The 13,447-nt window shown below is 65.8% G+C and carries 12 protein-coding genes; 6 read left to right on the forward strand and 6 right to left on the reverse strand.

The features are described 5' to 3' along the window. The 5 genes from AC1RL8_RS02360 to AC1RL8_RS02380 form a co-directional block, all read right to left on the reverse strand. A complete protein-coding gene (locus tag AC1RL8_RS02360) occupies nucleotides 1-954 on the reverse strand; it encodes a branched-chain amino acid ABC transporter permease (protein ID WP_095745331.1) in 954 nt (317 codons plus the stop codon). An 83-nt stretch (nucleotides 955-1,037) separates the two neighbouring features. Further along, nucleotides 1,038-2,279 carry a branched-chain amino acid ABC transporter substrate-binding protein gene (locus AC1RL8_RS02365; RefSeq protein ID WP_492687111.1) on the reverse strand — a complete coding sequence of 414 codons (1,242 nt, stop codon included), beginning with the start codon at nucleotides 2,277-2,279 and terminating at the stop codon, nucleotides 1,038-1,040. 201 nt (nucleotides 2,280-2,480) lie between these two features. After that, entirely contained in the window at nucleotides 2,481-3,710 is a 1,230-nt protein-coding gene (locus tag AC1RL8_RS02370; RefSeq protein WP_062471303.1) for a branched-chain amino acid ABC transporter substrate-binding protein, read from the reverse strand. 140 nt (nucleotides 3,711-3,850) lie between these two features. Then, entirely contained in the window at nucleotides 3,851-5,494 is a 1,644-nt protein-coding gene (locus AC1RL8_RS02375; protein ID WP_070060678.1) for a 3-(methylthio)propionyl-CoA ligase, read from the reverse strand. 117 nt (nucleotides 5,495-5,611) lie between these two features. Further along, nucleotides 5,612-7,450, reverse strand: coding sequence for a carboxylesterase/lipase family protein (locus AC1RL8_RS02380; protein ID WP_492687112.1), 1,839 nt, complete (start codon nucleotides 7,448-7,450; stop codon nucleotides 5,612-5,614). 149 nt (nucleotides 7,451-7,599) lie between these two features. Between AC1RL8_RS02380 and AC1RL8_RS02385 the strand changes: the two genes are divergently transcribed. The 6 genes from AC1RL8_RS02385 to AC1RL8_RS02410 all read left to right on the forward strand — a co-directional run bounded on the left by AC1RL8_RS02385 (nucleotide 7,600) and on the right by AC1RL8_RS02410 (nucleotide 12,382). Further along, nucleotides 7,600-8,691 carry an AraC family transcriptional regulator gene (locus tag AC1RL8_RS02385; RefSeq protein WP_492687190.1) on the forward strand — a complete coding sequence of 364 codons (1,092 nt, stop codon included), beginning with the start codon at nucleotides 7,600-7,602 and terminating at the stop codon, nucleotides 8,689-8,691. A 73-nt stretch (nucleotides 8,692-8,764) separates the two neighbouring features. Continuing rightward, the gene (locus tag AC1RL8_RS02390) at nucleotides 8,765-10,246 is read left to right on the forward strand and encodes a protein adenylyltransferase SelO (protein ID WP_492687113.1); all 1,482 of its coding nucleotides are present in this window, start codon (nucleotides 8,765-8,767) and stop codon (nucleotides 10,244-10,246) included. Next, entirely contained in the window at nucleotides 10,243-10,653 is a 411-nt protein-coding gene (gene msrB, locus AC1RL8_RS02395; RefSeq protein ID WP_062471289.1) for a peptide-methionine (R)-S-oxide reductase MsrB, read from the forward strand. Before AC1RL8_RS02390 ends, msrB begins: the two co-directional genes overlap by 4 nt. Beyond that, nucleotides 10,650-11,189, forward strand: coding sequence for a septation protein A (locus AC1RL8_RS02400; protein ID WP_062471286.1), 540 nt, complete (start codon nucleotides 10,650-10,652; stop codon nucleotides 11,187-11,189). Before msrB ends, AC1RL8_RS02400 begins: the two co-directional genes overlap by 4 nt. After that, nucleotides 11,186-11,467 carry a BolA family protein gene (locus AC1RL8_RS02405; RefSeq protein ID WP_159276950.1) on the forward strand — a complete coding sequence of 94 codons (282 nt, stop codon included), beginning with the start codon at nucleotides 11,186-11,188 and terminating at the stop codon, nucleotides 11,465-11,467. Before AC1RL8_RS02400 ends, AC1RL8_RS02405 begins: the two co-directional genes overlap by 4 nt. Before the next feature lie 129 nt (nucleotides 11,468-11,596). Next, nucleotides 11,597-12,382, forward strand: coding sequence for a peptidylprolyl isomerase (locus AC1RL8_RS02410; protein WP_062471282.1), 786 nt, complete (start codon nucleotides 11,597-11,599; stop codon nucleotides 12,380-12,382). A gap of 49 nt (nucleotides 12,383-12,431) precedes the next feature. Here the strand turns inward: AC1RL8_RS02410 and AC1RL8_RS02415 are convergent, their stop codons facing one another. Continuing rightward, nucleotides 12,432-13,418, reverse strand: coding sequence for a Bug family tripartite tricarboxylate transporter substrate binding protein (locus tag AC1RL8_RS02415; RefSeq protein ID WP_307590183.1), 987 nt, complete (start codon nucleotides 13,416-13,418; stop codon nucleotides 12,432-12,434). Between the last annotated feature and the right edge of the window lie 29 nt (nucleotides 13,419-13,447).

Genomic DNA, 13,447 nt, shown 5'->3' on the forward strand with positions numbered 1-13,447 from the left:
TCAGTCCTCCCGGGTGCCCAGAAGACCCTTCGGGCGGAAGATGAGGATCAGCACGAGGAACAGGTACGGCAGGATCGGTGCGACCTGCGAGATGGTGAGCTTGAGCAGCTCGTAGCCGAAGGTCTGGTCGCTCACGGCCACGCCCAGGGCCTGCAGCGCGGTGGCCAGCGAGTGGTCCAGCGCAACGGCGAAGGTCTGGATGATGCCGATCAGCAGCGACGCCAGGAAGGCGCCGGCCAGCGAGCCCATGCCGCCGACCACCACCACCACGAAGATGATGGTGCCGACCGAACCGGCCATGGCCGGTTCGGTGACATAGGTGTTGCCGCCGATCACGCCCGCCAGGCCGGCCAGCGCGGCACCGCCGCCGAACACCAGCATGAACACGCGCGGCACGTTGTGGCCCAGCGCCTCGACCATGTCGGGGTGCTTCAGCGCCGCCTGGATCACCAGGCCGATGCGGGTGCGCGTGAGCAGCAGCCACACGGACACCAGCATCAGCATCGCCACCAGCATGATGAACGAGCGCGACTTGGGGAACTGCGTGCCGTACAGCGAGAACAGCGGCCCCTGCAGCGCCTCGGGCAGGCCGTAGGGCACCGTGGAGCGGCCCCAGACCAGCTGGACCAGCTCGAGGATGAGGTACGAAAGACCGAAGGTCACCAGCAGCTCGGGCACGTGGCCGAACTTGTGGACCCGGCGCAGGCTGTAGCGTTCGAAGGCCGCACCCAGTGCCCCCACCAGCAGCGGCGAGAGAAAGAGCGCGGGCCAGAAGCCGACGATGCCTGACAGGGTGTAGGCGAAATAGGCGCCCAGCATGTAGAAGCTGGCGTGTGCAAAGTTGAGCACACCCATCATGCTGAAGATCAGCGTAAGGCCAGAGCTCAGCATGAACAACAGCAGGCCGTAGCTGACGCCGTTGAGCAGTGAGATGACGAAGAATTCGACGTTCATCGGTCTTCCGTGTCGGTTGAAAAAGAAAGAGGCCCGAGTGTTGAAGTCGGGCCTCGACCGGTCAGGGGGCGATCAGCAGGCGATCAGGAGGCGCCGCCGGGTCGCTTCATCTGGCACGAGGTGGGCGTGCTCGAGACGTAGGGCTCGTAGTACTTGACCGGTGCCAGCGTGTAGCCGGTGTTTTCCGGGCTGTACGGGCTCTTCGCGTCGGCCTTCTGCCAGCGCGTGATCCACAGGCCCTGCTGCAGCTGGTGGTCGGACTTGCGCATCTCGACGTCGCCGTTGAAGCTCTTGAACTTCATGCCTTCCATGGCGGCCGCCACCTTGACGGGGTCGGTCGACTTGGTGCGCACGAAGGCTTCGGCGAGCATCGCGTACACGGTGTACGGCGACGTCGTGTACAGGTCTTCGTTGAAGCGCTTCTTGAACTCGTTCATCATCGGCGCGATCGGGCCCGGCGCGTTGTAGTGGCTGTAGCCCACCATGTAGACCTTGCCGTCCGAGGCCGCGCCCATGGCGGTCGGCGTGCCGTTGGTCACGGCGTAGTAGGTGTAGAACTTGACGTTCAGGCCCGCGTCGTTGGCCGACTTGATGAGCAGCGCGAGGTCGGAACCCCAGTTGCCGGTGATGACGGTGTCGGCGCCCGAGGCCTTGATCTTGGCGATGTAGGGCGCGAAGTCGCGCACCTGGGCCAGCGGGTGCAGGTCGTCGCCGACGATCTGCACGTCGGGGCGCTTGGTCTTGAGGTTGTCCTTGGCGTACTTGGCGACCTGCTGGCCGTGCGAGTAGTTCTGGTTGATCAGGTACACCTTCTTGATGTCGACCTGGTCCTTCATGAAGGTGGTCAGGGCTTCCATCTTCATGGAGGTGTCGGCGTCGAGGCGGAAGTGCCAGTAGCTGCACTTGCTGTTGGTCAGGTCGGGATCGACGGCCGCGTAGTTGAAGTACACGACTTCCTTGCCCGGGTTGCGGGCGTTGTGCTTTTCGAGCGCGTCCATGATGGCCAGCGCCGGGCCGGAGCCGTTGCCCTGCACCACGTAGCGCGCGCCCTGGTCCATGGCCGAGCGCAGCGCGGCGGTGGTCTCCTGGGGGCTGAGCTTGTTGTCGATGCCGATGACCTCGAACTTCACGCCGGCCACGTTCTTCTTGTTGAATTCTTCGGCCAGGAACTGGAAGGTCTTGAGCTGGTTGGTACCGACGGCCGCCATCAGGCCCGACAGCGGGTCCAGCCACGCGATCTTGACGGTCTCACCCTTCTGGGCAAGGGCACCGGTGGCACTTGCCGCGAGCACGGCGGCGGTAGCGATCTTCAGAGCGAACTTCAATCTATATCTCCTGGTCAAACCGATATCAAAAACGCTGCACAAGCGTACAAGTCTTTGCCACCCCACCCCTCAGGGAATGCCCGTAAGGAAGGGGCTGCAAAGGCACGTATCTATCGCGCAGGCGACAGTGCATTTCCTTCTTTTGCTACCCGGCGGTAGGTATCTTCTACCGATGGGTAGGAAATGCGTTCACAAAGACGCCTAGGGGCGCTTCATCTGGCAGGTCGTGGGCGTGCTCGCCACATACGACTCGTAATACTTCACGGGGACGTTGGTGTAGCCGGTGTTCTCGGCGTCGTAGGGGTACTTGGCGCTGGCCTTCTCCCAGCGCGAGATGTACAGGCCCTGCTGCAGCTGGTGGTCGGCCTTGCGCATCTCGACCTCGCCGTTGAAGCTCTTGATCTTCATGCCTTCGAGCGCCGCGGCCACCTTGACGGGGTCGGTCGACTTGGTCTGCACGAACGCAGCATCGAGCAAGGCGAAGGTGTGATAGATCGAGGACTGCGTCAGGTCGTCGTTCATCTTCTTCTTGTAGCCGGTCAGCAGCCGCTGGATTTCGCCGCCCATGTTGTAGTGGGCATAGGCCACGGTGTAGACCTTGCCGGCCGAGGTGGCGCCCATGGCCGTGGGCGTGCCGGCGCCCGGTGCGTAGTACGTGAGGAACTTGACGTCCAGCCCCGAGTCGTTCGCCGCCTTGATGAGCAACGAGAGGTCGGAGCCCCAGTTGCCGGTGATGACCGTGTCGGCGCCCGAGGCCTTGATCTTGGCGATGTACGGCGAGAAATCGCGCACCTGCGCGAGCGGGTGCAGGTCGTCGCCGACGATCTGGATGTCGGGGCGCTTGGTCTTGAGGTTGTCCTTGGCGAACTTGGACACCTGCTGGCCGTGGGAGTAGTTCTGGCCCAGGATGTAGACCTTCTTGATGTCGGCCTGGTCCTTCATCCAGGTGGTCAGCGCTTCCATCTTCATGGAGGTGTCGGCATCGAGGCGGAAGTGCCAGTAGCTGCACTTGCTGTTGGTGAGGTCGGGATCGACCGCCGCATAGTTCAGGTACAGCAGTTCCTTGCCGGGATTGCGCGCGTTGTTCTTCTCGACGGCGTCGATGATCGCGAGCGCCGGGCCCGAGCCGTTGCCCTGGGTGATGTAGCGCGCGCCCTGGTCCTGCGCCGAGCGCAGCGCCGCGGTGGTCTCCTGCGGGCTCAGCTTGTTGTCGATCGCGATGATCTCGAACTTCACGCCCGACGCATTCTTCTTGTTGAACTCGTCAGCCAGGTACTGGGTCGTCTTGAGCTGGTTGGTGCCCACGGCCGCCATCAGACCCGACAGCGGGTCCAGCCAGGCGATCTTGACGGTTTCGCCCTTCTGGGCGAACGACGCTGAAACACTCACCAACATGGCGCAGGCGGCCACTGACTTGATACCGAAGTGCATGAAGAGTCTCCTGGTTGAAAGGCGGGACGCCAGCGTACAAGCGCCCTTTTCTTCGCCGCACAGGGAATGCCCGGAAGGAAAGCCGCCGGGGCGGCCTTCCTATCGCGTGCGCGACAGTGCGGGTGGGCTTTGACCGTGCGTCAGAGGCCCGGCAGCTTGTAGTCCTTGAGCAGTTCGCGAAGCTTGGTCTTGAGAATCTTGCCGGTGGCGCCGATCGGAATGGCCTCCACGAACACCACGTCGTCGGGGATCTGCCACTTGGCGGTCTTGCCCTCGTAGAACTTCAGCAGCTCCTCGCGGGTGACTTCGGCGCCGGGCTTCTTCACGACCGCGATGATCGGGCGCTCGTCCCACTTGGGGTGGAACACGCCGATGCAGGCCGCCATGGCGATGGCCGGGTGCGCGACGGCGATGTTCTCGATGTCGATGGAACTGATCCACTCGCCGCCGGACTTGATCACGTCCTTGCTGCGGTCGGTGATCTGCAGGTAGCCCTCGGCATCGATGGTGGCCACGTCGCCGGTGGGGAACCAGCCGCGGCCCGCAGCGTCGGCGACCAGCGGGTTGCCGCCCTCGCCCTTGTAGTACTCCTTGACGACCCAGGGGCCCTTGACCAACAGGTCGCCGTAGGCCTTGCCGTCCCAGGGCAACTCGTCGCCGTTGCCGTCGACGATCTTCATGTCGACGCCGAAGATGGCGCGACCCTGCTTCATGCGGATCTGCAGCTGCGCATCGGCGGGCAGCGACAGGTGCTTGTTCTTCAGCGTGCACAGCGTGCCCAGCGGGCTCATCTCGGTCATGCCCCAGGCATGCAGCACCTCGACGTTGTAGTTCTCCTGGAACGCCGTGATCATGGCCGGCGGGCAGGCCGAGCCGCCGATGACGGTGCGGTTCAGCTTGCTGAACTTCAGGCCGTTGGTCTGCATGTGGCCCAGCATCATCTGCCACACGGTGGGCACGCCGGCCGCGAAGGTCACGCCTTCGGACTCGATGAGCTCGTACACCGACTTGCCGTCCAGCGACGGGCCCGGGAACACGAGCTTGCAGCCCACCAGCGCGGCCGAATACGGAATGCCCCAGGCGTTGACGTGGAACATCGGCACCACCGGCAGCACCGAGTCTTGCGCCGAGATGCGCATGACGTCGGGCAGCGCGGCAGCGTAGGCATGCAGCATGGTCGAGCGGTGGCTGTACAGCGCGGCCTTCGGGTTGCCCGTGGTGCCGCTCGTGTAGCACATGCTCGAGGCCGAGTTCTCGTCGAAGGTGGGCCAATCGTAGGTGGTGGACTGCGTGCCGATCCAGGCCTCGTAGCTCACGAGGTTGGGCACGCCGCTGTCGGCCGGCAGCTTGTCGGCGTCACACAGTGCAACCCATTTCCGGATCGTGGGACAACGCGCATGCACCGCCTGCACGAGCGGCAGGAAGCTCAGGTCGAAGCACAGGATCTGGTCTTCGGCATGGTTGGCGATCCACGCGATCTGGTCCGGGTGCAGGCGCGGGTTGATGGTGTGCAGCACGCGGCCGCTGCCGCTCACGCCGTAGTACAGCTCCAGGTGGCGGTAGCCGTTCCAGGCCAGGGTGGCGATGCGGTCGCTGAACAGCAGCTGCTCGCCATCCAGCGCATTGGCCACCTGCCTGGCGCGCGATGCGATGTCGCTCCAGGTGCAGCGGTGGATATCGCCCTCGACACGGCGCGAGACGATCTCGCCGTCGCCGTTGTGGCGCTCGACGAACTCGATCAGCGACGAGATCAAAAGCGGTTGGTCTTGCATCAAACCCAGCATCTACGGACTCCTATGTGAAATGACTTCAAAAAGCGTTGCGAACGAGAGATTCACGCAAGCTTCGGCCACTTGCACAATGACACAAACCCGCACTGCATGATTGAACGAAGCGGCTCTTCAAGGGACGTTCACCGGCGTGATCTTGGCCGCCGTTGGCGTGGCATCCAGCAGCATCTGCGAAGGCCACGTTCCCCAGGTCGCACCGAGTTCGGGCGTGTTCGGATCGCCGTTGCGCATGAAGGCCCCGACGCTGGCCATGACGGCCTTCGACAGCGCCACGCGCCCCTTCTCGTTGGCCTTGCCGCCCATCACGTTGCTGAGCAGCGAACCCTCGAAGTTGCCGAACACGAACGGCAGGTCGAAGGCGTGCGATGCGCCGTACACGTCGTTCCACGGCGCGGCCTCCTGCGACCAGTCGAGACGGTAGTGCCAGATGTTCGACTGGCGCGTCTTCATGGTGTTGAGCAGGTTGTCGCGGTTGGCCTCGAAGAGCCCCTTCGTGATGAGCGCGGTGGCCGCGTTGTAGCCGGTGCCGGCCTTGTCTACCGGGAGGTAGAACGGGTCGATGATGTGGTCCACCGTGAGCGTGGGCGCAGCATCGGGGTTGAAGTTGAACATCATCGAGAAGCGCGGGGCATCGGTGACGATCCAGCCCGACGTCGGGAAGCCGATGGTGCCCAGCAGCGACGCGAAGAGCTTGCCTTCGTCCCGTGTATTGCCCGCGAGCATGGGCACCTTGACGTACTTGTCGGCTGCGATGGCAGCGATCGGGTCCGCCGGCAACACCGTGCCATCGGGAATCGGCGCCACGTTGCCCTGCCCGGCTGCCGTGACCTTGGTCAGCAGCGCCCCACCCTCTTGCGCACGCAGGTACTCGGCGATCTGCGCCGGCGAGCGCGTGCCGATGTGCACCTTGGCCGCCGCTTCATCGGCCACGGTGCCGTCGGCGACCAGCAGCTTTTCGAGGATCGTCTGGCCCTGCGTCAGCGAGGCCGAAGCCGGCTGCAGCGTCGGCAGCGTCCCGGGCGGCAGATTGGTCTTGAGCGAAATGCCGCCGCTCATCTCGAAGGCCTTGTGGAACAGGCCCTTGGCCATCGGCGAAGTCATCACCGCCAGCAGGTTGGTCGCACCGGCCGACTCGCCCGACAGCGTGACGTTGCCCGGGTCGCCGCCGAAGTTGGCGACGTTGCCCTGGATGAAGCGCAGCGCCGCCATGTTGTCCAGCAGCGCGAAGTTGCCCGAGTCGTCGCCCGCCGTGCCGCCCGGTCGCAGCTGCGGCATGTTCAGGAAGCCCAGGATGCCCAGCCGGTAGCTGGCGGTGATGACCACCGCATTGGTGGCCTTGGCCAGCGCCGCGCCGTCGTACAGCGGATCGGCCGTGTAACCCGAAATGTTGCTGCCGCCATGGATGAACAGCAGCACCGGCAGGTTCTTCTCGGTGGTGGCCGGGCGCCAGATGTTGACGAACAGGCAGTCTTCGCTGCCGACCGGCTTGCCCAGGTTGGTGCCGATGGTGGCGTCGTAGGTGTTGCTGGTGCCGGGGCTGAAGATCCGGCCGATCTGCAGGCAGGCGTTGCCGAAGGCCTTGGCCGGGCGGATGCCGGTCCAGGCTTCGGGCTCGACCGGTGCGCGCCAGCGCAGTGCGCCGACCGGCGGCTGGGCGAACGGAACACCCTTCCAGGACCAGGTGCCATTCCTGGCGCTGTCGTCCGTGCCCTCGACCTTGCCGGCCGTGGTCTGGCGCACCATCGGGCCGTCGGCGGCGGGTGCCGGAGCGGGCGCGGGTGCCGGAGCCGGTGCAGGCGGCAACACGGGAAAGGCGGTCGCCCCGGACGAACCGCCACCGCAGGCTGCAAGCGCCGCCGCAGCGGCCAGCGTGGCCACGGTGGCGATGGCGCGCGCCATCGCCGTCTGTCCTGCCGCACCCTGGTTTTGTGCTGTTGTCGTTGTCTTCATGTTTTGTCTCCACACCGGGTTAATCGGAATTCCTGGCTTGGCGCGCGGCACCCATACTCCGGGCCGCCGTGCACTGGAAAAATTCTAGGAACCGGCCCCGTTTTCACCGCTATCGCAAGCGAGCCAATCGAATGACTTCAGAAGCCTCCCTGCCGCGCCATTCGCGCCGGCCGTCGCGCCGCCCCGGCTGTCCGCAGCCGGAGCTGCGCACCAGCTCGGCCGCATGGCTGGAGGGGGTGCTGTCGATGTTCGAGGCCGAGGGGCTGAACGTGCCCACGCTGCTGCGCGATGCCGGCTTCGACCCCGACTCGCTGCACCGCCAGAACGCGCGCATCCCGGTCGACGAGATCTCCGTGCTGTGGCAGGTGGCCGTGGCGCACGCCGGTCGGCCCACGCTGGGCCTGGACCGCGACCTGGCCGCCACGCACAGCAAGCTGGGCACCGTGGGCCACGCCATGGCCTGCAGCCCGAACCTGGGCGCGGCGCTCACGCGGCTCACGCGCTACATGGCCGTGATTTCCGACGCCACCGCCTTCTCGCTGCAGTCCGACGCGCGCGGCTGCTGGATGGTCATGGAGCACACTGGCGGCACCCTGCCGATCCCGCGCCAGCGCGTCGAATACGCCCTGCTCACCGTCTTCATGCAGTGCCAGTGGCTCACGCGGCGCGAGCTGCAGCCGCTGGCCATGGAGTTCGTCTACCCGCCGCCGGCCGACGACCGGCTGCACCGCGAGGCCTTCGGCTGCGAAGTCCGCTTTAACGCGCCCGCCAACCGCCTGCTGCTGTCGTCGGCTGACATGACCATGCCGCTGCCAACCCACCACGCGGCGCTGGGCGAGATGCAGGAGCACCTGCTCGACGACCAGCTCAACCTGCTGGGCCAGACCACCACCGCCAGCCTGGTGTGCGCCGAGATCGCGCGCCGGCTGCAGCACGGCGAGCCGCGCCGCCAGGACGTGGCCTCGGGCCTGGGCTTGGCTGACCGCACGCTGCAGCGCCGCCTGCAGGAGGAGTCGGTGTCGTTCCAGGCGCTGCTCGACCGCACCCGCCGCGAACTCGCCAGGCAGTACCTGGCCGAACAGCGCCACACGCTCGCGGACGTGGCCGATCGGCTGGGCTTCGTGGACGTCAGCAACTTCTTTCGCGCCTGCAAGCGCTGGTTCGGCCTGCCGCCGGCCCAGTACCGCGCCAGCCTGGCGCTCGACGGCGCCGGGGTGCTGCGCGGCGCACTGCTGAACTGACCGGCGGCGCCCGCCTCACGCACCCGATGGCCTCAGCGGCCTGGGGTTTCGCGCGCTGCCGGACAATCCGGGCATGAGCTTGTTAGCCGAAGACACCCCGGTCGCCGACCTGGGCCTGCGCTGGAAGCCCGGCTTCTCGACGCTGGGCCCCGCTTTTTTCACCGAATTGCGCCCCACGCCGCTGCCCGACCCGTACTGGGTCGGCCACAGCGACGCCGTGGCGCGCGAACTGGGCCTGCCGCCCGGCTGGCGCGACTCGGACACCACGCTCGCCGCGCTCACCGGCAGCCTGCCGGTCGTCGGCACGCGGCCTTTCGCCACGGTCTACAGCGGCCACCAGTTCGGCGTCTGGGCCGGACAACTGGGCGACGGGCGCGCGATCCTGCTCGGCGAGACCGAGGGCGGGCTCGAGGTGCAGCTCAAGGGCGCGGGGCGCACGCCCTACTCGCGCGGCGGCGACGGCCGCGCCGTGCTGCGTTCGAGCATCCGCGAGTTCCTGTGCAGCGAGGCCATGCATGGCCTGGGCATTCCGACCACGCGCGCGCTGTGCGTGACGGGCTCGGACGCCCGCGTGCGCCGTGAGGAGTTGGAAAGCGCTGCCGTGGTCACCCGCGTGGCGCCCAGCTTCATCCGCTTCGGCCACTTCGAGCACTTCGCCGCCAACCAGCGCGAAGACGAGCTGCGCGCGCTGGCCGACTACGTCATCGACCGCTATTACTCCGAATGCCGCGCCACCGCGCGCTTCAACGGCAATGCCTACGCCGCCTTCCTCGAGGCCGTGAGCGAACGCACCGCCGCCCTGCTCGCCCAGTGGCAGGCCGTGGGCTTCTGCCACGGGGTGATGAACACCGACAACATGAGCATCCTCGGGCTCACCATCGACTACGGGCCGTTCCAGTTCCTCGACGGCTTCGACCCGCGCCACATCTGCAACCACAGCGACACCCAGGGCCGCTACGCCTTCAACCAGCAGCCCAACGTCGCCTACTGGAACCTGTTCTGCCTGGCGCAGGCGCTGCTGCCGCTCATCGGCGACCAGGACATCGCCGTGGCCGCGCTGGAGTCGTACAAGACCGTGTTCCCCAGCGCCTTCGAAGACCGCATGCGTGCCAAGCTGGGCCTCACGGCACCCGCCGAGGGCGACCGCGCGCTGATCGAGGGCGTGCTCAAGCTGATGGCCGCCGAGAAGGCCGACCACACCATCTTCTGGCGCCGCCTGTCGAACCACATGGCCGACGGCAACGTCGAGGCGGTGCGCGACCTGTTCCTCGACCGGGCCGGCTTCGATACCTGGATGCTCTCTTTTTCGGAGCGCCATGCACAATCGCAGCGCGCCGAAGCGGCAAAATTGATGCTGCAGTCGAACCCCAAGTTCGTGCTGCGGAACCACCTGGGCCAGCAGGCCATCGAAGCCAGTCAGCAAAAGGACCACGCGGGTGTGGCAACCTTGCTGACGCTGCTCCAAACCCCATGTGAAGAACACCCCGGTGCCGACGACTACGCCGGCTTCCCGCCCGACTGGGCCTCCACGATCGAAATCAGCTGCTCATCATGACCACGCCCGTACAGAAAACCGACGCCGAATGGAAAGCCCTGCTCGCTGAGAAGGGTGCCGAACCCGCCGCCTTCGAGGTGACGCGCCACGCCGCCACCGAACGTCCCTTCACCGGCAAGTACGAAGCCCACTGGGACGACGGCACCTACCACTGCATCTGCTGCGGCGCCAAGCTGTTCGAGGCCGCCACCAAGTTCGACGCCGGCTGCGGCTGGCCCAGCTTCTCCGAAGAAGCGGTGCCCGGCGCCATCCGCAACATCGTCGACCGCTCGCACGGCATGGTGCGCACCGAGAACGTGTGCGCCAATTGCGGCGCCCACCTGGGCCACGTGTTCCCCGACGGCCCCACCGAAACCGGCCTGCGCTACTGCATGAACTCGGCGTCGCTCGACTTCCAAAAGAAATGAAACTGCTCCTCGACTTCTTCCCGATCCTGCTGTTCTTCGGCGCCTACAAGTTCGCCGACATCTACACCGCCACCGGCGTTCTGATGGCCGCCACCGTGGTGCAGATGGCCGTCATCTACGCCATGGAACGCAAGCTGCAAGCGATGCAGAAGGCCACGCTGGTGCTGATCCTGCTGTTCGGCACGCTCACGCTGGTGCTGCACGACGACCGCTTCATCAAGTGGAAGCCCACGGTGCTGTACGGCGCCATGGCCGTCGCGCTGGCGGTGGCGCTGTGGGCGCTGAAGAAGAACTTCCTGAAGATGCTGCTGGGCGCACAGCTCGAGCTGCCCGAGCGCATCTGGGGCCGGCTCAACGTGGCGTGGATCGGTTATTGCCTCTTCATGGCGCTCATCAACGGCTACGTGGCGGCGTACTTCACGACCGAGGCCTGGGTCAACTTCAAGCTCTGGGGCTACGTGTTCCCGATCGTCTTCCTGGTGGCGCAGGGCCTGTACATCGCGCCGCACCTCAAAGAAGACAAGCCGACCGCATGACCGACGCCACCACCTTCCCCCTGCCCACCGTGGCCGCGCTCGAGGCGGCGCTGCGCGCATCGCTTTCGCCCACGCAACTCGAAGTGATCGACGAAAGCGCCGCCCATGCGGGCCATGCGGGTGCCAACGCCGAGGGCTACGGCACGCATTTCCGGGTGCGCATCGCCTCCCCGCTGTTCGACGGAAAGCCCCGCGTGGCGCGGCATCGGCTTGTGTATGATGCCCTCCAAGTTTTTATCGCACAGGGTCTGCACGCCATCGCCATCGAGGTGCTCTGAGTCGTCCAATCGGTTGCTTGCCGCGTTCGCCGCGGCCGCCCACCCTCTCCTTCTTTTCTCCTGATTCCTGCTTTCTTTCCCGCGCCTTTTCCTACACGCGCATTTCCTCTCCAGCCTGATATTCATTTCATGAAAAAACACATCTTGCAGGCCGTTGCGGCCGCAGCGCTGATCGGTGCACTCCCCCTGTCGGCCCTGGCGCAGAACGCAGCCATCGTGAACGGCAAGCCGGTGCCCAAGGCCCGCATGGACGTCCTGGCCCAGCAGCTGGCTGCCGCCGGCCGCCCGGTGACGCCCGAGATGCAAAGCCAGCTGCGCGAGGAAATCGTGGCGCGCGAAGTGTTCATGCAGGAAGCGCAAAAGCAAGGCCTGGACGCCACCGAGGACTACAAGAACCAGCTCGAACTCGCCCGCCAGGCCATCCTGATCCGCGCGCTGTTCGAGAACTACCGCAAGACCAACGCGGTGTCCGACGCCGACGTGAAGGCCGAGTACGACAAGTTCGTGGCAGCCAACGGCGGCAAGGAATTCAAGGCCCGCCACATCCTGGTCGAGACCGAAGACCAGGCCAAGAAGATCATGGCCGACCTGAAGAAGGGCGCCAAGTTCGAAGACATCGCCAAGAAGCAGAGCAAGGACCCGGGTTCGGGCGCCAACGGCGGCGACCTCGACTGGGCCAACCCCGCCAGCTTCGTGCCCGAGTTCTCGGAAGCGATGATCAAGCTCAAGAAGGGCGAGACCACCCCTGCCCCGGTCAAGACCCAGTTCGGCTACCACATCATCCGCGTCGACGACATCCGCCAGGCTCAACTGCCGAAGCTGGAAGAAGTGAAGCCGCAGATCACGCAGCAGCTGCAGCAGCAGCGCTTGCAGAAGTACCAGGAAGACCTGCGCGCGAAGGCCAAGGTCGAGTAAGCCTGCGGCCCATCGCCCAAGAAAAAGCCCCGCAATCGCGGGGCTTTTTTCATTGCGGCGTGATGTTGAAGTCTTTGACGAACCGGGCGTAGTCGTTCGACTCCTTGCGCACGAAACTTGTGAAGTCCGCCGTCGAGCCGCCGATGACTTCCAGGCTGAGGTCGGTGAACTGTTTTTGGGTGTCGGCGTTCTTGAGCAGCGCCTGCACCTGCTCGTTGAGCTTGGCGATGACCGGTGCCGGGGTTCCGGCCGGCGCCACCAAGCCGACCCAGCCCATGAACCGATAGCCCGGCACGCCGGACTCGGCCACCGTCGGCACGTCGGGCAAGGTCGACACGCGCTTGTCGCCCGTGACCGCCAGCGCCTTCAGCTTGCCGCTCTTGGCGTAGGGCACGGCGGTCGGCGAGGTTTCGAACATCATGTCGATCTGCCCACCGACCAGGTCGGACAGCGCGGGCGCCCCGCCCTTGTAGGCCACGTTGAGCAGATCGGTGCCGGTCATCTGCATGAAGCGGCGCGCGGCCACGTCCTGCGGGCCGCCCACGCCCGAAGTGCCGACACTGAGCTTGCCGGGGTTGGCCTTGGCATAGGCCACCAGCTCGCCGACGTTCTTGAACGTCCACTTGGGATTCATGATGAGCACGTTGGGCTGATCAGCCACGCGGATCACGGGCGCCAGGTCCTTGATCGGGTCATAGGGCAGCTTCGCGAACATGTGCCCGTTGGAAGCCAGGCCGGTGTGCACCATCAGCAAGGTGTAGCCGTCCTTGGGGGCCTTGGCGACGTAGTCCATGCCGATGTTGCCGCTGGCGCCGGGACGGTTGTCCACCAGCACGGGCTGGCCCAGCGCCGTCGAGAGCTTCTGGCCGACCAGGCGCGCCGTCATGTCGATGCTGCCGCCCGGCGGGAACGGCACGACCATGCGGATCGGCTTGGACGGATAGGCGTCCTGCGCGTGGGCGACGGGCACGATGCACGCCAGGCCGGCGGCAAGACAGGCAAGCGAGGCGAGCGGGAAACGGAAGCGCTGGGTCATGAGGTTCTCCGGAGTTTCTTGAGGGTGGG

The organism is Variovorax sp. GW822-FHT04E09 (assembly GCF_058800845.1).

Coding starts and splice junctions, on each gene's coding strand:
- AC1RL8_RS02360 (WP_095745331.1), bottom strand. CDS start 954: ATGAACGTCGAATTCTTCGTCATCTCACTGCTCAACGGCGTCAGCTAC.
- AC1RL8_RS02370 (WP_062471303.1), bottom strand. CDS start 3,710: ATGCACTTCGGTATCAAGTCAGTGGCCGCCTGCGCCATGTTGGTGAGT.
- AC1RL8_RS02375 (WP_070060678.1), bottom strand. CDS start 5,494: ATGCTGGGTTTGATGCAAGACCAACCGCTTTTGATCTCGTCGCTGATC.
- AC1RL8_RS02380 (WP_492687112.1), bottom strand. CDS start 7,450: ATGAAGACAACGACAACAGCACAAAACCAGGGTGCGGCAGGACAGACG.
- AC1RL8_RS02390 (WP_492687113.1), top strand. CDS start 8,765: ATGAGCTTGTTAGCCGAAGACACCCCGGTCGCCGACCTGGGCCTGCGC.
- msrB (WP_062471289.1), top strand. CDS start 10,243: ATGACCACGCCCGTACAGAAAACCGACGCCGAATGGAAAGCCCTGCTC.
- AC1RL8_RS02400 (WP_062471286.1), top strand. CDS start 10,650: ATGAAACTGCTCCTCGACTTCTTCCCGATCCTGCTGTTCTTCGGCGCC.
- AC1RL8_RS02405 (WP_159276950.1), top strand. CDS start 11,186: ATGACCGACGCCACCACCTTCCCCCTGCCCACCGTGGCCGCGCTCGAG.
- AC1RL8_RS02410 (WP_062471282.1), top strand. CDS start 11,597: ATGAAAAAACACATCTTGCAGGCCGTTGCGGCCGCAGCGCTGATCGGT.
- AC1RL8_RS02415 (WP_307590183.1), bottom strand. CDS start 13,418: ATGACCCAGCGCTTCCGTTTCCCGCTCGCCTCGCTTGCCTGTCTTGCC.